Annotated in this window: 14 protein-coding genes, 1 tRNA gene and 2 riboswitches; of the genes, 7 read left to right on the top strand and 8 right to left on the bottom strand. The window is 63.1% G+C overall.

Going from position 1 to position 17,321, the window contains the following annotated elements; genetic code table 11:
• Positions 1-10: 10 nt before the first annotated feature.
• From E1748_RS23370 to E1748_RS23340, 7 genes are all read right to left on the bottom strand, one after another.
• Entirely contained in the window at positions 11-1,399 is a 1,389-nt protein-coding gene (locus E1748_RS23370) for an L-serine ammonia-lyase (RefSeq protein WP_133649660.1), read from the bottom strand.
• A 27-nt stretch (positions 1,400-1,426) separates the two neighbouring features.
• Positions 1,427-2,566 (bottom strand): alginate lyase family protein, encoded by a 1,140-nt coding sequence (locus E1748_RS23365; protein ID WP_420819348.1) that lies wholly within the window; start codon positions 2,564-2,566, stop codon positions 1,427-1,429.
• 143 nt (positions 2,567-2,709) lie between these two features.
• On the bottom strand, positions 2,710-5,643 hold the full coding sequence (gcvP, locus tag E1748_RS23360) for an aminomethyl-transferring glycine dehydrogenase (RefSeq protein WP_133649658.1): 2,934 nt from the start codon (positions 5,641-5,643) through the stop codon (positions 2,710-2,712).
• A gap of 67 nt (positions 5,644-5,710) precedes the next feature.
• Positions 5,711-6,091, bottom strand: a complete 381-nt coding sequence (gene gcvH / locus E1748_RS23355) for a glycine cleavage system protein GcvH (RefSeq protein ID WP_133649657.1) — start codon at positions 6,089-6,091, stop codon at positions 5,711-5,713.
• A 62-nt stretch (positions 6,092-6,153) separates the two neighbouring features.
• Positions 6,154-7,272 carry a glycine cleavage system aminomethyltransferase GcvT gene (gene gcvT, locus E1748_RS23350; RefSeq protein WP_133649656.1) on the bottom strand — a complete coding sequence of 373 codons (1,119 nt, stop codon included), beginning with the start codon at positions 7,270-7,272 and terminating at the stop codon, positions 6,154-6,156.
• Positions 7,273-7,347: 75 nt separating this feature from the next.
• A riboswitch (glycine riboswitch) is annotated at positions 7,348-7,470 on the bottom strand.
• 34 nt (positions 7,471-7,504) lie between these two features.
• Positions 7,505-7,607, bottom strand: a riboswitch (glycine riboswitch).
• Between the two features lie 182 nt (positions 7,608-7,789).
• A complete protein-coding gene (locus E1748_RS23345; protein WP_133649655.1) occupies positions 7,790-8,140 on the bottom strand; it encodes a hypothetical protein in 351 nt (116 codons plus the stop codon).
• Positions 8,141-8,341: 201 nt separating this feature from the next.
• On the bottom strand, positions 8,342-9,391 hold the full coding sequence (locus E1748_RS23340; RefSeq protein ID WP_133649654.1) for an oxidoreductase: 1,050 nt from the start codon (positions 9,389-9,391) through the stop codon (positions 8,342-8,344).
• Between the two features lie 359 nt (positions 9,392-9,750).
• On the opposite strand from E1748_RS23340, the gene E1748_RS23335 reads away from it, so the two are divergent.
• Positions 9,751-11,856 (top strand): UvrD-helicase domain-containing protein, encoded by a 2,106-nt coding sequence (locus E1748_RS23335; RefSeq protein WP_133649653.1) that lies wholly within the window; start codon positions 9,751-9,753, stop codon positions 11,854-11,856.
• Between the two features lie 107 nt (positions 11,857-11,963).
• Positions 11,964-12,545 (top strand): hypothetical protein, encoded by a 582-nt coding sequence (locus E1748_RS23330; RefSeq protein WP_133649652.1) that lies wholly within the window; start codon positions 11,964-11,966, stop codon positions 12,543-12,545.
• 72 nt (positions 12,546-12,617) lie between these two features.
• Here the strand turns inward: E1748_RS23330 and E1748_RS23325 are convergent, their stop codons facing one another.
• The gene (locus E1748_RS23325; protein WP_133649651.1) at positions 12,618-13,520 is read right to left on the bottom strand and encodes a c-type cytochrome; all 903 of its coding nucleotides are present in this window, start codon (positions 13,518-13,520) and stop codon (positions 12,618-12,620) included.
• Between the two features lie 322 nt (positions 13,521-13,842).
• Here E1748_RS23325 and E1748_RS23320 point away from each other — a divergent pair.
• The 5 genes from E1748_RS23320 (at position 13,843) to E1748_RS23300 (ending at position 17,176) form a co-directional block, all read left to right on the top strand.
• Positions 13,843-13,918 (top strand) — tRNA-Arg (locus E1748_RS23320).
• 282 nt (positions 13,919-14,200) lie between these two features.
• On the top strand, positions 14,201-14,968 hold the full coding sequence (locus E1748_RS23315) for a TIGR04255 family protein (protein ID WP_133649650.1): 768 nt from the start codon (positions 14,201-14,203) through the stop codon (positions 14,966-14,968).
• Complete coding sequence (locus tag E1748_RS23310) at positions 14,965-15,462, top strand: hypothetical protein (protein ID WP_133649649.1); 498 nt, start codon at positions 14,965-14,967, stop codon at positions 15,460-15,462. Before E1748_RS23315 ends, E1748_RS23310 begins: the two co-directional genes overlap by 4 nt.
• Before the next feature lie 6 nt (positions 15,463-15,468).
• Positions 15,469-15,978 carry a hypothetical protein gene (locus E1748_RS23305; RefSeq protein ID WP_133649648.1) on the top strand — a complete coding sequence of 170 codons (510 nt, stop codon included), beginning with the start codon at positions 15,469-15,471 and terminating at the stop codon, positions 15,976-15,978.
• A 571-nt stretch (positions 15,979-16,549) separates the two neighbouring features.
• Complete coding sequence (locus E1748_RS23300; RefSeq protein ID WP_133649647.1) at positions 16,550-17,176, top strand: hypothetical protein; 627 nt, start codon at positions 16,550-16,552, stop codon at positions 17,174-17,176.
• Positions 17,177-17,321: the final 145 nt, after the last annotated feature.

Below are 17,321 nucleotides of genomic sequence, written 5' to 3'. Positions count from 1 at the left end.
AGCGCAGGCATCAACACTCGACGATATTCACCGCGAGCCCGCCGCGCGACGTCTCCTTGTACTTCGTCTTCATATCGGCGCCGGTTTCGCGCATCGTCTTGATGACCGAATCGAGCGACACGTAGTGGCTGCCGTCGCCGCGCAGCGCCATCCGCGCCGCGTTCACAGCCTTCACCGACGCCATCGCGTTGCGTTCGATGCACGGAATCTGCACCATCCCGCCGACCGGATCGCAGGTCAGGCCGAGGTTGTGTTCCATGCCGATCTCGGCGGCATTCTCGACCTGCGCGGGCGTGCCGCCCATCACGGCCGCGAGCGCGGCTGCCGCCATCGAACACGCGACGCCCACTTCGCCCTGACAACCCACTTCGGCACCGGAGATCGACGCGTTCAGCTTGTACAGGATGCCGATCGCGGCGGCGGTCATCAGGAAGTCGATCACGCCTTGCTCGTTCGAGCCTGGCATGAAGCGCGTGTAGTAGTGCAGCACCGCCGGAATGATGCCGGCCGCGCCGTTGGTCGGCGCGGTGACGACTCGTCCGCCGGCCGCGTTCTCCTCGTTGACCGCGATCGCATACAGGTTGATCCAGTCGACCATCGACAGCGGATCCTGCAACGCGCGCTCCGGATTCCCCGACAGCGTGCGATACAACTGCGGCGCGCGGCGCTTCACCTGGAACGGTCCGGGCAGCGTGCCTTCGGCGGCCGGATTGCCGATCCCGCAACCGCGCGCGACGCACGACTGCATCACGTCCCAGATGCGCAGCAGGCCGACGCGCGTTTCTTCCTCGGTGTGCCACGCGCGCTCGTTGTCCCACATCAGCTGCGCGATCGACTTGCCGCTCGACGCGCACATCTCCAGCAGATCGTTGCCGCTGCGAAACGGATACGGCAGTTGATCGGCGGCGGACAGCACTTTCGTATTCGGCGCACCGGCCGTCACGACAAAACCACCACCAACCGACAGATACGTCGACTCGCGCAGCACCGCACCCTGCGCGTCGAACGCGCGCAAGATCAGGCCGTTCGGATGTTCGGCGAGCGCCTGCCGGTAGAACGAGATGTGTTCCTTCTGCACGAACGGAATCGGATGCGTGCCGAGCAGCGCGAGCGTGCGCGACGTGCGGACCGCTTCGAGCCGTTCGGCGATGGTTTCCGGGTTCACGGTGTCGGGTGCGTCGCCGAGCAGGCCGAGCATCACACCGCGATCGGTGCCGTGACCCTTGCCGGTCGCGCCGAGCGAGCCGTACAGATCCACTTTCACCGAAGCAGTCGACGCGAGCAATCCATCGCGTTCGAGGCCCTGCGCGAACATCAGCGCCGCGCGCATCGGACCGACCGTATGCGAACTGGACGGACCGATGCCGATCTTGAAGAGGTCGAACACGCTGACGGCCATTACTGCTCCTGCAAAAAGAAAATAAAGTTAGCGCGCCGGCAGCGGCAGGCACACGGCGAGCCACGCGGGCGGCGTCGGCGCGAGCTGCAGCGCGATCGGCGTATAGCGCCCATCGAGCCGCGCGGCGAGGTGAAACAGTTCAGTTGCGTTCTTCGGATCCCACTGACCCGAATACCCAGGCAAGCCGGCTTCGCGGCGCTTCGCATCGAACGGCACGCTCGAATGCACGAACTCTTCGTGCGTCTTCGTGCCGGCCGCGTACGGCGCAAGCCAGTTCAGCGCGCTCGCGAGCGTTGCGCCGTTCGTCGCGCGCTCGGGCAACCAGTTGCGGTTGTGGCGGCGCGCCGACAGCGCGGCGGTGACGAGCGGCTGCAGGTCGTACGTGACGTAGTGCAGCGCGTCGCGTTCGGAGAAATCGACCGTCGAGCCATCGGGCGCGATGTTGTCGCCGATATGTTCGACGAACAGACGCTGCGCCGCGTCGATCATCTTGCGGTTGTCGAGCGTGAATGCGGCCATCGCGATCAGCTTCACGCGATGGCTCTGCCAGTTGTTGCGGAACGTGCCGCTGAGCGGCCGCTTCTGCGCATCGATCTGCGCGATGTAGCCGTTCGCGAGCTTCGTCAGGAACGCCATCGCTGCGTTACGCGTCTTCACCGGCAGCGCGCTCGCGGTCATGTCGTACGCGAGGATCAGGCTCTCGAAATGCGTTTCGTCGATCGGATTGAAGCTCGGCTGATAGGTCGTGACCCACGCGTACAGCAACCGGTCGACGAACTTCAGATAGCGGTCGTCGCTCGTCGCGCGCCACGCAAGCGCGGCGTCGCGCAGCAGTTCCAGATCTTTTTCCGCTTCGACGCTCTGGTCGTAAATCCCTTCGTGCGGCAGCGTGCCCTCGGTATGCAGTCGAGGCACCGCGTGCGGCGGATCGTTCAGATGCGATTGCACGTGAGCGACGAGCGCCCTGACGCCGGGATCGGCGTTCGTGCGTTCGCTGGTCTGCAGCGCGGGGGCCGCGCAGAAATTCATCGCGGCGCGCGTCTGCTGCATGCCCAGCATCAGCGCTCCACCGACGAACAGCGCAGCAACCGGCGTACCCGTCGTGCGCCACCGGTAGACCCAGGCTGCAACAGGAGGGCGTTGCATCGTTAGCACCTTTATCGCCATGCGGAACTCCTTCTTAGGCTGATTCGGTGTGTGATGTTAGCCGTTCCTGTGCCCGAATGGTGGCGCCGGGTTGCGCCTTACGGCGTGCATCCAGCCGCGCAATCGCGTGCCGCCGAGGCGACACGCGATTGCCTTGCAAGCGATTACGAGTAATCCGCGATCGGCACGCACGAGCAGAACAGATTGCGGTCGCCATACGCGTTGTCCGCGCGACCGACCGGTGGCCAGTATTTCTTCGCGATCAACGACGGCAGCGGGTAGGCCGCAGCTTCGCGCGCATACACGTGCTTCCAGTCGTCGGCGATCACGACGGCCGCCGTGTGCGGTGCGTGTTTCAGCGGATTGTCTTCGCGGTCCGCACGGCCTTCCTCGACGGCGCGGATCTCGTCGCGGATCGCGATCATCGCTTCGACGAAGCGGTCGAGTTCTTCCTTCGATTCCGATTCGGTCGGCTCGACCATCAGCGTGCCCGGCACCGGGAAGCTCATCGTCGGTGCGTGGAAGCCGTAGTCCATCAGGCGCTTCGCGACGTCGTCGACGGAGATGCCGCTCGCGTCCTTGATCGGCCGCAGATCGAGAATGCATTCGTGCGCGACGAGTCCGCCGGGGCCCGAGTACAGCACCGGGTAGTGCGGCGCGAGCTTCTTCGCGACGTAGTTTGCGTTGAGGATCGCGGTTTCGGTCGCGGCGGTCAGGTTCTTCGCGCCCATCATCGCGATGTACATCCACGAGATCGGCAGGATCGATGCGGAGCCGTACGGCGCCGACGACACCGCGCCGATGCCTTCCGGCGCGCGCTCGTAACCCGACGACGTCTGGTTCGGCAGGAACTTCGCCAGATGCGCGCCGACGGCGACCGGACCGACGCCCGGTCCGCCGCCGCCGTGCGGAATGCAGAACGTCTTGTGCAGGTTCAGGTGCGACACGTCGCCGCCGAACTGGCCCGGCGCCGTGAGGCCGACCATCGCGTTCATGTTCGCGCCGTCCACATAGACCTGGCCGCCGTGCGCGTGCACGATCTCGCAGATCTCGCGGACGTTCTGCTCGAACACGCCATGAGTGGACGGGTACGTGATCATGATCGCGGCAAGCTTGTCCTTGTGCTGCGCGGCCTTCGCTTTCAGGTCTTCGATATCGACGTTGCCCTGCGCATCGCACGCGACGACGACGACCTGCATGCCGGCCATCTGCGCGGACGCCGGATTCGTGCCGTGCGCGGATGCGGGGATCAGGCACACGTCGCGATGACCTTCGCCGCGCGACTCGTGATACGCGTGGATCACCAGCAGACCCGCGTACTCGCCCTGCGAGCCCGCATTCGGTTGCAGCGACACGGCCGCATAGCCGGTCGCGGCGACCAGCATCTGTTCGAGCTGGTCGATCATTTCGCGGTAGCCGACCGTCTGCGCAGCGGGCGCGAACGGATGGATCTGGCCGAACTCGGGCCACGTGACCGGCAGCATTTCCGACGTCGCGTTGAGCTTCATCGTGCACGAGCCGAGCGGGATCATCGAGCGGTCGAGCGCGAGGTCTTTATCCGACAGGCTGCGCAGGTAGCGCAGCATTTCCGTTTCCGAATGGTGACGGTTGAATACGTGATGCGTCAGGTATGCGCTGGTGCGTTCGAGCGCGGCCGGGAACGATGCGCTGTCTGCCTTCGTCAGCGCTGCGTCGAGTGCATCGATCTGCGGCACGTCGGCCGACGATGCCGCCTGCGCGAACACCGCGAGCAGATCGGCGAGGTCGCCGCGCGTGGTGGTTTCGTCGATCGATACGCCGACCTGCGTCGCGCTCACGCGGCGCAGGTTGATGCGCTTCGCGACGGCTGCGTCGTGCAGCGCCTGCGTGCGGGCGCCGGTTTCGAACGTGACGGTATCGAAGAACGTGTCGTTGACGGCGGTGTAGCCGAGCTGCTTGGCGCCGGCCGCGAGCAGCGCCGCGATCCGGTTCACACGCAGCGCGATCGTCTTCAGGCCGCGCGGGCCGTGATAGACCGCATACATGCTCGCCATGATCGCGAGCAGCGCCTGCGCCGTGCAGACATTCGACGTCGCTTTTTCGCGGCGGATATGCTGTTCGCGCGTTTGCAGCGCGAGACGCAGCGCCGGGTTGCCTTGCGCATCGACGGTCACGCCGACGAGCCGGCCCGGCATCTGCCGCTTGAATTCGTCGCGCACCGCGAGGTACGCCGCATGCGGGCCGCCGAAGCCGACCGGCACGCCGAAGCGTTGCGAGTTACCGACCGCGACGTCCGCGCCCCATTCGCCCGGCGGCGTCAGCACGGTCAGCGCGAGCAGATCGGCAGCGACGACCACATGGCCGCCGGCTGCGTGGATCGCATCGGCGAGCGCGCGATAGTCGCGCACGTCGCCGTTCACGCCCGGGTATTGCAGCAGCACGCCGAATGCATTCGCGTGCGCAGCGTCGGCGGCGGGGCCGACCTTTACTTCGATGCCGACCGGCTTCGCGCGCGTCTTCACCACTTCGATGGTTTGCGGCAGCACGTCGTCGGCAACGTAGAACACGTTCGACTTCGGCTTGCCCGTGCGTTGCAGCAGCGTCATCGCTTCGGCGGCGGCGGTGGCTTCGTCGAGCAGCGATGCATTCGAGATCGCGAGACCCGTCAGGTCGACGATCATCTGCTGGAAGTTCAGCAGCGCCTCGAGCCGGCCCTGCGAGATTTCCGGTTGATACGGCGTGTACGCGGTGTACCACGCCGGATTTTCGAGCACGTTGCGCAGGATCACGGCCGGCGTGTGCGCGTTGTAATAGCCCTGGCCGATGTACGTGCGGAACACCTGATTTTTATCCGCCAGCTCGCGTAGCGACGCGAGCGCTTCCGCTTCGCTCTTCGGCTGGGCGAACGGACCGAGCGGCAGCGTTTCGCTGCGGCGGATCGTCGGCGGAATCACCGCGTCGATCAGCGCGGCACGCGACGCGAAACCGAGCGCGTCGAGCATCGCCTGCTGGTCGGCGCCGTCCGGGCCGATGTGCCGTTCGGCGAACGCGTCGTGCACTTCGAGCGCGGCGAGCGAGAGAGGAGTGCGGTTCAGGTGATCCGGGTGTTCGAGCTTCATGGCTATCCTGCGTGCGCGACGTGCGGCCCGTACTGCGGGGCCGCGCGCTGCGCGATGGGGTTGAGGGTCAGGCGATCAACTTCTCGTATGCGGCTGCGTCGAGCAGGTTGTCGGTGTTGGCGCCGGGAGCGAGCTTGATCTTGAAGAGCCACGTGTCGTACGGCTCGCTGTTGACGTCTTCGGGCGTGTCGACGGCGTCGTCGTTGGTTGCGATGACGTCGCCGGAGACCGGCGAGAAGATGTCCGACGCGGCTTTCACCGATTCGACGACGCCGATCGGGTCTCCTGCCTTCACCTGCTTGCCGACTTGCGGCATTTCGATGAAAACGAGATCGCCAAGCGTGCTTTGTGCATGGTCGGTGATGCCGACCGTCAGCGTGCCGTCTGCTTCAGTGCGGATCCACTCGTGTTCGTCGGTGTATTTCAGATCGCTCGGAACGTTGCTCATCGGATGCTCCTGATTTTGAATTCGTCGTTAAGTGAGGGTCGGGCGCCGCGGAGCCGGCGTTGTCAGGCGGCCAGCACTTTGCCGTTGCGCACGAATGGCAGTTTTACCACGCTTGCGGGTAACGCCTTGTCGCGTATCTGCACATGAACGGTATCGCCCGGCTGCACGCCTTTCGGCACGCGCGCGAAGGCGATCGATTCCTGCATCGTCGGCGAGAACGTGCCGCTTGTGATCTCACCGTCGCCGTGCGGCGTGACGACCTTCTGGTGCGCGCGCAGCACGCCGCCCGCCTTGCCGTTTTCCTTCTGCAGGATCAGCCCGACGAACGTGCTCCGCGAGCCATTCGCCTCGAGCACCGGCCGGCCGACGAAGTCGCGCGGCTGCGACAGATCGACGGTCCATGCGAGGCCGGCGTCGAGCGGCGAGACGCTGTCGTCCATGTCCTGACCGTAGAGATTCATGCCCGCTTCGAGGCGCAGCGTGTCGCGTGCGCCGAGGCCGCACGGGCGCACGCCCTGGCGTTGCAGCGCGTCCCAGAACTCGCAGACGGCGGCAGCCGGCAGCACGATTTCGAAGCCGTCTTCGCCGGTGTAGCCGGTGCGCGCGATCATCAATTCGCCGAACGGCGTGGTGTCGACCTTCGCGGCGTTGAACGGCTTCAGCAGTTCGGTCGCGCTGCGCGTGGACGGCGCGACCTGCCAGACCTTGTCGCGCGCGTTCGGGCCTTGCACCGCGACGATCGCGAGGTCGCGGCGCGGGACGATCGACAGGCCGTAGCCTTGCTGCGCGTCGAGCTGTTTGAACCACGCGATGTCTTTGTCGGCGGTGCCGGCGTTGACGACGACGCGGAAGGTGTCGTCGGCGAAGAAGTAGACGATCAGATCGTCGATCACGCCGCCTTCGGGGTTCAACATGCAGGAGTAGAGCGCACGGCCGGCTGTCTGCAGCTTGCCGACGTTGTTCGCGAGCGCGAACTGGAAGAAATCGCGGGCCTTCGGGCCGGTCACGTCGACGACGCACATGTGGGACACGTCGAACATCCCGGCGTCGGTACGCACCGCGCGGTGTTCGTCGATCTGCGAGCCGTAATTGACGGGCATGTCCCAGCCGCCGAAGTCGACCATGCGCGCGTTGAGCGCACAGTGCGTGGCGTGAAGCGGGGTGTGTTTGAGTTCGGTCATGGGGCCTCGGGCATCGCAAACAAAAAAGGCCATGCGGTGCAGTCCTCGCGGCAGATGCCGGCGAGCGACGCGATGCATGACCCCTCTGTCCTCGATACCTGAGAGATTGCGTTCCTGTCGATGTGACGACGGCGAAACGCGCGCCCCTTCGGTGGGCAGCCTGCCTGATGGCTACTGCCGCTCTCCAGAGTGCGAAAACCGGTGCCGGATGATGCATGGCGACAAACGATTTTCGACGCGGTCGGTCCTTTTGCCTGAGAGTTTGCGGGTGTGCCCCTTCGGCGGCGCGGCATGCCTGCTACTACGGCTGCCGCACGCTCTCCCGACGCGTGCGGCGAATGTACGCGAGGCCCGGAGGCTTGTCAAATGGGCGCTTCGGGGTGAAGTGGGGATGGGTTCCGCGGGGCCTCGCGGGCTGTTACGGGTCAAAAATGGGCGCGTTAAAACGGCTGCGGCCCGCCGTGCGTTGAGGACGGCGGGCCGCATCGGAAGCGAGGGCTAACGTTGCTGCTTCGTGTTACTGGTCGATCGCGTGAGCGGCGTTGTCCAGTTCCTGATTCAGCACGCGCTGTTCGTCGCCGGACAGACCGCCGCCGTGCTGCGCGGCCATGTCGTGCGCTTCCTGACGGATCACGTCGAGCCGGTGATGCAGCGCGCCACCCTGCGGCGGCGGATAGTAGCCCTGGTTCACGCGGGCATCGATGCGGCGGCTCAGGTTATCGACCCGGCCGTTGACCTGATCGAAACGCTGGACGGCGATTTCGTGTGGGTTCGGGCCCGCATGTACCGGCTGCTGAGGCGCGACCACGCAGGCCGCCAGCGACGAAACCAGCGTGCCGCACAGCAGCACGCGGATGAAGCGTTGCATATCTTTCTCCTTGTTGTTGTTTCCGTTGTTCCGCTTTTACGGATGCCACCGGAGAACAACGACCGGCCGGCCACACACGATGACGCAGCGGCCGGCGTTTATTTGTAACCCTTTGTTGGATCTGGCTTTCGTTTTCGTTGCGCGCTTGCGTTGGGCTTTCACTGCGCGCTTTTGATTACGTGCCTTCGCGCGTCTTCTCAATCACGCGCGCCGTTCGAACGGCAACCGGCGGCCTTCCTCCGCGCTGCGCGTCGCGAGTTCGATGATCGCCATCACGTCGACGGCGTCCTGTGCCGGGACCGGGAACGGCGCGCCGTCGCGAATCGTCGCGGCGACCGCGCGATAGAAGTCCGCGTACGCGCCGTCTCGGGTCGGCAGATCGCGCTCTACTTCCTGATCGCCTTCCAGTACGCGCAGACGGCCCGCGTCGTTGCCGCCGCCGAAGCCCGCCTGACCCGGACGCAGCCCCGCCTTCAACTGGTCTTCCTGCGTGTCGAGGCCATGCTTCACGTAGCTGCCGCGCGTGCCGTGGATCGCGAAGCGCGCCGGCGCAAGCGCGGTCAGTGCGCTGGCGTGCAGCACGACGTCGAGGCCGTCGTAGCCGAGCAGCAGATGCACGAAGTCGGGCGCGCCGCCGTCGTCGCGACGCGTCGCGACCGTCGCGGAAACCGTCGCGGGCGAACCGAACAGCGCGAGCGTCTGATCGATCAGATGCGGGCCGAGATCGAACAGCAGACCGCCGCCGCGCGTCGCGTCTTCGCGCCAGCGTTGCCGCACGTACGGACGGAAGCGGTCGAAGTGCGATTCGAAATGCGTGACACGGCCGAGCTGGCCGCTCGCGAGCAGATCGCGCACGGTCAGGAAGTCGCCGTCCCAGCGACGGTTGTGGAACGGCGCGAACAGCAGACCCTTCGATTGCGCGAGGCTCGCGAGTGAGCGGGCTTCGTCGGACGTCAGCGTGACCGGTTTGTCGACGACGACGTGCTTGCCGGCTTCGAGCGTGCGACGCGCGAAATCGTAGTGCGTGTCGTTCGGCGTCGCGAGGACGATGCATTCGATATCGTCGAGTGCGAGCAGCGCGTCCAGATCGGGGACCACTTGCGCATCCGGGAAATCGGCGTGCGCGCGGTCCGGCTGACCGGTGGCGATCGCCGCTACGCTCGCGCGTCCGCAATGCGCGATGACCGGCGCGTGGAAAGTCTGGCCGGCGAAGCCGTAGCCCATCAGTCCGGTTTTCAGCGGTGAAGTCATGAAGGCGTCCTGCTTGAAGAGCGTGAAGGGGGCGCGGCGGTGCCGCGCGTCACTGCTATTTTGGCATGCGGCGGCGGGTGGGGATTCTGCTTCGGCTCGCGGGATACGATCGCGTACCGTGTCATACCGTAGCGAGCGCTTCGCACGACGGCCGCATCGCAGGCCGAGGCGGTCCGTCGGTCATCTATCCGTCATGCCCGATGCGTCTTATGTGTCGATGTTCGGATGGGCATCCGTGTTAACATCGCGGCTCTCGCGCAGAAGTCGCCGCACCGTGTCGTACGTGGTGTGCCGCTGTGCTTCTGCGCCGCAGGTCTCCCCGGCCCCGCGCCCTCAACCGTTCCACCCATCCACTGACGATGTCCGCAGGCCTGAACTCCGCTCAAAGCGAAGCGGTGCGTTATCTCGACGGTCCCTGTCTCGTGCTCGCAGGTGCCGGCAGTGGCAAGACGCGTGTGATCACGCAGAAGATCGCGCATCTGATCGAGGCCAAGGGCTTCGAGCCGCGCCACATCGCCGCCGTCACGTTCACGAACAAGGCCGCGGCCGAAATGCGCGAACGCGTCGGCAAGCTGCTCGAAGGCAAGACGCTGACGACGCCCGGCAAGGAAGGCCGCAAGGTGCCGGTCAATCAGCTGACCGTGTGTACGTTCCATTCGCTCGGCGTGCAGATCCTGCGTCAGGAAGCGGAGCACGTCGGGCTGAAGCCGCAGTTCTCGATCATGGATTCCGACGACTGCTTCGGCATGGTCCAGGAGCAGATCGGTTCGACCGACAAGGGTTTCATCCGCAAGGTCCAGTCGATCATCTCGCTGTGGAAAAACGGCCTCATCATGCCCGACGAGGCGATGACGATCGCCGCGAACGAAGACGAGCATCAGGCCGCGATCGTCTACCGCAATTACGTCGCGACGCTGCACGCGTATCAAGCCGTCGATTTCGACGATCTGATCCGCCTGCCCGCCGAACTCTTCGCGAGCAACGAACAGGTGCGCGACCGCTGGCAGAACAAGCTGCGCTATCTGCTGATCGACGAGTACCAGGACACCAACGCGTGCCAGTACGAATTGCTGAAGCAGCTGGCCGGTCCGCGCGCCGCGTTCACGGCGGTCGGCGACGACGATCAGGCGATCTACGGCTGGCGCGGCGCGACGCTCGAAAATCTTGCGCAGCTCGGCAAGGATTTTTCGAAGCTGCACGTGGTCAAGCTTGAACAGAACTACCGGTCCACCGTGCGCATCCTGACGGCCGCGAACAACGTGATCGCGAACAACCCGAAGCTGTTCGAGAAGAAGCTGTGGTCCGAACACGGGATGGGCGACACGATCACCGTCACGCCGTGCAACGATGAAGAGCACGAAGCGGAATCGGTGGTGTTTCGACTGTCCGCGCATAAGTTCGAGCGGCGCGCGCAGTTCCGCGATTACGCGATCCTGTATCGCGGCAATTTTCAGGCGCGCATCTTCGAACAGGTGCTGCGGCGCGAACGGATTCCGTATGTGCTGTCGGGTGGCCAGTCGTTCTTCGACAAGGCCGAGATCAAGGATATCTGCGCATATCTGCGGCTGATCGCGAACGCCGACGACGATCCTGCGTTCATCCGTGCGATCACGACGCCGCGTCGCGGGGTCGGCAACACGACACTCGAAGCGCTGGGCTCGTTTGCGGGGCAGGCGAAGGTGTCGCTGTTCGAGGCCGTATACATGGGCGGCATCGAGGCACGTCTGTCGCCGCGTCAGATCGAACCGCTGCGCGCGTTCTGCGATTTCATGCAGCGCCTCACCGAGCGCGCGGACAAAGATGCCGCGACCACCGTGCTCGACGACATGATGGAAGCGATCCACTACGAAGGCTATCTGTACGACGCATTCGACGAGCGCCAGGCGCAGTCGAAATGGCAGAACGTGCTGGAGTTTCTCGAGTGGTTGAAGCGCAAGGGTACGAAGCCGGAAAAAGAACTGACCGGCGATTCTGACGACGACGGCGAGCCGACTGGCTACGACAACGCGGACGGGTTGGGCGACACCGGCAAGAACCTGCTCGGCCTGATCCAGACGGTCGCGCTGATGTCGATGCTCGAAGGCAAGGACGAAGACCCGGATGCGGTGCGACTGTCGACCGTGCATGCATCGAAGGGACTCGAATATCCGCACGTGTTCCTGGTCGGCGTAGAGGAAGGGATCATGCCGCATCGCGGCGGTTCCGACGACGCACCGGTCGACGATGCGCGCATCGAGGAAGAGCGCCGCCTGATGTACGTCGCGATCACGCGTGCGCAGCGCAGTCTGCATCTGAACTGGTGCAAGAAGCGCAAGCGCGCGCGGGAAACGGTCGTGTGCGAACCGTCGCGCTTTATCCCGGAGATGGAACTCGACGAAGCGCCGCCGCCGACGGCGGATGAGGCGCCGATGTCGCCGAAAGATCGGCTGGCGAGTTTGAAGGCGTTGTTGCAGAAGCCGGGTTGAGCGGGCGGTAAAGACCCTGAGCGGGCGAGGTTCATCGACGTGCGCGGCGACTGTGCTTGCTACAGTGGCGCGACTCGTTTGCTGTTCATCGTTCACCGGAGATTCGCATGTCGCCGACGTCTGCCGCCTGCCGCGCAGCGCTCGAAATCTATATCGATGCAAAAGACAACACCCGGCCCGAGCGGATCGACGAACTGTTCGCGCCGGCTGCAGTGCTGACGTTTTCGCTCGCGACGTCGAATATCGCGTTTCCCGAACGCACGGTTGGCGCGGCTGCGATTGCGAAAACGCTCGTCAGCGATTTTGGTGCGCAGTATGCGCGATGCCGGACGTACTACGTGGGCGATGCGCTTCGGGTCGTCGATGGACGGATCGATGCGCTACCGTGGCTCGTCGTGATGCGCGAGCCGGCTGCGGGCACGTTGCGCATCGGGCACGGCACGTATGACTGGACCTTCGCGGACGAGACGGCAGGCCTGCGCGTGACGCATCTGCACATTCATATCGCGAGGATGGACGTCGTCCCGGACCCTGACGGTGCGCTGCTTGATGCACTCCAGCGAGAGTTGACCTACCCGTGGTTGCCGCCGCGCGAGTTGCGCGAGCGTTTCGCGTCGATTGCACGTGACGTACCAGCGCTCGCGTTCGTCGACGCGTTCAGCGAACCGGCACAACCGCTGAGTACATAAAAAATCCCCGCGCAGGCGTTGGCTTGCGCGGGGATTTTTGTTCCGACGGCACGTCGTGCCGCGAGCGTTCGCTTACTTCGCGGCGCTGACCATGTAATCGACGGCGGCTTTCACGTCCGCATCCGACGCATTCGATCCACCCTTCGGCGGCATCGCGCCCTTCCCGTGCAACGCGTAGTTGTAGACCGTGTCGATCGGGTCTTTCAGGCGCGGCGCCCAGGCGGCCTTGTCGCCGAACTTCGGTGCGTTCAGCACGCCGGCCGCGTGACAGGCCTGGCAGACCTGCTGATACAACGCCTTGCCCGCCTGCGATGCATCCGCGCTTTGCGCACCGCCTGCTGCGGGCGCGGCGCTTTGCGGGACGTTCGCGAGGGCCGCGACTGCGGCGGCGGCTGCGCCGTTGTCGGCGGTAGCGCCCGATGCGGGAGCTGCGACGGCGGCCGCTCCGGATGCAGCGGCTGCGGCGCCTGGCGCAGGTGCGGGCGGATCGGCGAATTTACCGCCGGAATTGTTGGCCATGTAGGCGACTGCGAGGCCGATTTCGTAGTCGCTGTAGTCGTCGGGGCTCGTGCCGCCGCGCGCGGGCATCGCGCCCTTGCCGGTGAGCGCCGTGTGCCACAGCGTGTCGAAGCCTTGCGCGATGCGCGGGGCCCAGTCGCCAGTGTTGGTGAATTTCGGCGCACCGGCCGCACCGGTTGCGTGGCATGCGAAGCAGACTGCCTTGTAGACCTGCTCGCCGGTTTTGTAGACGCGCGGCGCGTTTGCGTCGCGGATGTCGACCTGGGCGATTGGTGCGATGCGCTGGGTGACGGCGGAATCGGTGAGGCCGTCCGTGCCTGCGCCGACGCGAGTCGAGTTATCGACGTAATCCGCGAGCAGCACGATGATGATTATAGGAATAGCGAACCCGGCGATGATCGCAGCGATAAGCTGCGCGGGGGTCTTGATCGGGGCTCCGTGTGGTGCTTCGCTCATGCTTGTCTCGTCTCCCATCGGTATTGTGAGCGGTACAGCGTGACGGCTACGACGTAACGGCGTGTTTAATAATTTATTGCCAGGACGATTATAGACGGAAGGTTTCAGCGGCGGCCAGCGGGGCCGACGGAGTTCAGCAGGCGTTTACCCGAAGCGATGCGTCCCCGTTGTGAGCCGTCGATGGTGGAGAGCCTTGCGCGGCGCGGCTCGCGGCGGGCGTGCGGTGGACGGGGTCATGGAAACCGGGTATTCTCTCGGTCTCGCCGGGTGCTGCTTTTTGCTTTTCTGCTGGTTTGATTGCAGCGCCGACGTGTCAATGAATGCGCCCGTAGCTCAATGGATAGAGTACTGCCCTCCGAAGGCAGGGGTTGCTGGTTCGATCCCAGCCGGGCGCACCATAAAGATTTTCTATCAAGGGTTTGCACGAGCAGCGTCAAACCTTTTTGTTGTGTATGGAATTTGTACGGGATCACGAGACCGCCTCCATTACCCACTCTGCTAGCATGTGCCACGCGCTAGCACAAAAAATGAGTTTGTGCTAAATGTTGTGCTGTGGTTGCCGTAATCACAAGGGCAGGGAAGGTGTCCGACGCGACGCCGTACGAGATGTCGCGCACGGAGAAACGATTTCAGCGCTTTAGCTTTCTGCAAGCAGCTGTAATTTACGTCAGCCCGGGACTATGCAACATAAGCGATACGCCAAACCGCCAATCGTCGAAGCAGTCATCGACTTGCAAACGCGGACGAATCATCAGCCTAGCTTGGACAGATTGACCAAGTTTCGTGAGAGTGTCGTCGAACGTTTTCCGATCGCGTCCCCCCTTGCTTCAATGACCTTCGTCCTACCGGTGCCGGGACAGGCACTAGGACAGGCGCCGGTCGTCCCAACGGATTTCGCGAATCAGCAAGTTGGTTTCCGTTTAGCAACATCTGATAACAGTCGCGTCCTACAAGTTCAGCATCTGGGCTTTAGTTTTAGCCATCTGAGCTTATATACCTGCTGGGAGGATTTTGCCGGAGAAGCGCTCGATTTGTGGAACCGATACGTGGAGATTTGCGAGCCCGAGTCTGTCGTCCGGGTTGCCACTCGTTTTATCAACAAGATCAGAATACCGGAGGAGCGGTTCGAACTTGAGGATTACTTTAAGCTCTATCCGACTTTTCCCAGAGAAGTGAACGATGTCATAACCGGTGTGTTCATGCAATTGCGGCAACCTCTTCTAACTGTTCCCAGGGCGCTCGCGACCCTTAATTTTTCGGATACTGTCGAAAACGCCGGAACGCCAGCCGCTCATTCTGCATTCGTACTTGATTTTGACTTGGCAACAGAAGGGGCTTGGGGGCCGTCAGATGGTGAGACGTGGAGTGTTTTGGAAGAATTTCGCCGCGTAAAGAATACATATTTTGAATCGGCCATTACGGATAAATGTAGGAGCCTATTTCAATGAATTTTTCCTCAGCCGCAACCAACAAGCTCCTCCCCGTATTCAACGGGGGACGTGGAAGCGCAACGCCGCAGTTTTACCAAGAGCGGGGTAGTGCGGACAAGGACGTTGTGACGCGCAATCTTGCGGAACTCGCCGTCTTTCCGGTGCGGGAAGCGCTGAAAGGGCTCGTTGGACTGCCCGCAAATTGGGACGGCTTTGGTAGCGACGCTCCGGCTGCTGAAGCTATTGGCAGCGCGTTTCAGTTAATTGTCGAAATTTATCGGCAGTCGGCCAGTTGTGTTCACGCGTCTTGGGTGAATCCGCACGTATCAGCTAGTGAGAGCGGCGAAGTCGTTTTTGAATGGTGGAAACGAGATCGGAAACTGACTGTGTACGTTTCGGCTGGACGTGCTGAATTTTTGCGGGTTGGTGGTCCTAACATTGACGTCGACATGGAAGACGGTGAACTCGTTGGCGCTCAGTTTGTGGGTCTCTGGTTTTGGCTTAATGCGTAATTGCCCATGGCCGATAACAACGCAGTCGTGCACGGCGAGATAGAGCCAGGGCGTGACGGGGAGGCGCAGGGCGAACTGGTGAGCGACGATGAGTCGCTCTACAGGCGCGCACCGAAGACATGCGTTGTCTACGAAAGCGGCGTTGAGCGCATATCGAGTTCCGCTTTCAATGATCGAGGTCACAAACCCTCTGTTGATCGCGCTTGTATGCGCAGAGCGCCCGAAGAGTCTAAAGCTGACGCGGCCGACGGAATACTTGAAATCCTCGCTGCGGAAGTTCGTGCTATTCGCGATATAGAAATTACCAATCCAGCAAGTCAGCCGCCAGCCTACTACGCCGTTGATGTTCATCATCGACCGATAATCGCTGATGAGGCGACAGCAACTGTTGCCAATCCAGCGCATGCTCAGATCGAGGCGAGGCCACACGCGGAGGCGACATCGCGCTTTAAGAAGATTAAAGAGGCGCTCGCATTGATCGCAAATTCGCGGGGGTGGCTTATCCGACCGGAGTAAGGCTGACTGTCTGACGCAAGTTTGCCAAGAATGATGAGTTGCGCTTTTGTCAGCTTCGCATCGGAGCGAATGTGCCTTGTGAGTTTAGTCGCTGTGCAGCTCCGGTTCGCGCTCATGGTACGAGCGATCCTCTGATCAGAGAACTGCTCATCCTGGTGTAAAAGCCCACAGGAATCGCTAGTAGCGAAGCAGTGGGCACTTGGCTGTAGGGTGGTAGGGCCCACGTGACGAAGATTCGTGCGGAGACGTGCGACGAGTTCATTAGTGCATGCTGCACTAATTTCGCAAACTTCGTAATCGTTGATCCCTCCGCTGAGGCGTCGAGGATAGATGAACAGATTCAAACGCTAGGTCATCATGAAGTCCCCGAATGCGAAGAATCCCCACCCCGTCCGTCCATACGAGAGATGCCAGGTTGCGGGAGGTAAAGATATCGCGCTTGGTGAACCGTCCTGATTTTTATGGATCCCCCTCTTGATTGCGTCATAACGCCGGGCAGACAGCACGAGTGTCGCAGCGAGCTCGCCGTAGCAGCAGCAAGCCTCAAGGTCGTCGCGACGCGGGTAACCGTATGAAGCAAATCGCCCCCCTCCCACCCATCTTCCGCGAATTCCGGCAGACAGGAGGCGTGCTCGAATTCGCCGCATTCGAAGACGCACAAGGCACCGAAGACGAGATCATCACAGCCATCGCCTCCACGCTAAACCACATAGCCCCCGTCAACACCGAAGCCCTCCGCTCGATCGGCTCCCGCCGGATCACCCGACAACAATTCTTCGGCGACTGGTACGACCCAGAAAGCGCAGCGTTGATCCGCGTCGGCGACTGGAAGATCGAGGGCGAGAAGAAGCTGCGCAACAATCCGCGATTCGCCGATATCGGCCGGAAGAAAATCGTCTCGGGTGGCGGTCCGATACCCGAGGTCGGCGCCGGCGGTCAGTTTGCCTTTGCGTTTACCGACCCGCCCTATGGATTGCGCGCGCCCTACGGCGACGTGCAAATCCTCTTCGATCAGATCTGCGAGTTCCTGATGCCGCCAGGATCGGAGATCGACATTCTCGACTGGAGCAGCGACCGTCTGCCCGACGTCTGCGATTACTTCGCCGACGGCATGGAATGGTGGGGCGTGTTCCTGTTCAGCCTCTACGTGCCCGCATTGAAACGGCTCACGATCATCGCCGGATCGTCGACGGATTGATCCCGACGACCACGTCCGCTCCCGCCCGCCAAAAAGACCCCGAAACCCCGCGCTGTTCCGCCGATTAACCGCCCCAAGCCGACGCTAAGCTGTCGTCATCGCTCAGTCCGAGCATGATGCGCGCGCGAAGCATCGGCGCGGGCTA

Source organism: Paraburkholderia flava, assembly GCF_004359985.1.
Taxonomy (GTDB): Bacteria; Pseudomonadota; Gammaproteobacteria; order Burkholderiales; family Burkholderiaceae; genus Paraburkholderia; species Paraburkholderia flava.
Note: the sequence above shows the minus strand (reverse complement) of the source record. Positions and strands in the feature narration are given on the sequence as shown.

Bases quoted from the DNA above. Each gene is read 5' to 3' on its own strand.
- gcvH (WP_133649657.1), bottom strand. From the start codon at position 6,091: ATGAGCAACGTTCCGAGCGATCTGAAATACACCGACGAACACGAGTGG.
- E1748_RS23340 (WP_133649654.1), bottom strand. From the start codon at position 9,391: ATGACTTCACCGCTGAAAACCGGACTGATGGGCTACGGCTTCGCCGGC.
- E1748_RS23370 (WP_133649660.1), bottom strand. From the start codon at position 1,399: ATGGCCGTCAGCGTGTTCGACCTCTTCAAGATCGGCATCGGTCCGTCC.
- E1748_RS23330 (WP_133649652.1), top strand. From the start codon at position 11,964: ATGTCGCCGACGTCTGCCGCCTGCCGCGCAGCGCTCGAAATCTATATC.
- E1748_RS23305 (WP_133649648.1), top strand. From the start codon at position 15,469: ATGGCCGATAACAACGCAGTCGTGCACGGCGAGATAGAGCCAGGGCGT.
- E1748_RS23325 (WP_133649651.1), bottom strand. From the start codon at position 13,520: ATGAGCGAAGCACCACACGGAGCCCCGATCAAGACCCCCGCGCAGCTT.
- E1748_RS23310 (WP_133649649.1), top strand. From the start codon at position 14,965: ATGAATTTTTCCTCAGCCGCAACCAACAAGCTCCTCCCCGTATTCAAC.
- gcvT (WP_133649656.1), bottom strand. From the start codon at position 7,272: ATGACCGAACTCAAACACACCCCGCTTCACGCCACGCACTGTGCGCTC.
- gcvP (WP_133649658.1), bottom strand. From the start codon at position 5,643: ATGAAGCTCGAACACCCGGATCACCTGAACCGCACTCCTCTCTCGCTC.
- E1748_RS23315 (WP_133649650.1), top strand. From the start codon at position 14,201: ATGCAACATAAGCGATACGCCAAACCGCCAATCGTCGAAGCAGTCATC.
- E1748_RS23345 (WP_133649655.1), bottom strand. From the start codon at position 8,140: ATGCAACGCTTCATCCGCGTGCTGCTGTGCGGCACGCTGGTTTCGTCG.
- E1748_RS23365 (WP_420819348.1), bottom strand. From the start codon at position 2,566: ATGGCGATAAAGGTGCTAACGATGCAACGCCCTCCTGTTGCAGCCTGG.
- E1748_RS23300 (WP_133649647.1), top strand. From the start codon at position 16,550: ATGAAGCAAATCGCCCCCCTCCCACCCATCTTCCGCGAATTCCGGCAG.
- E1748_RS23335 (WP_133649653.1), top strand. From the start codon at position 9,751: ATGTCCGCAGGCCTGAACTCCGCTCAAAGCGAAGCGGTGCGTTATCTC.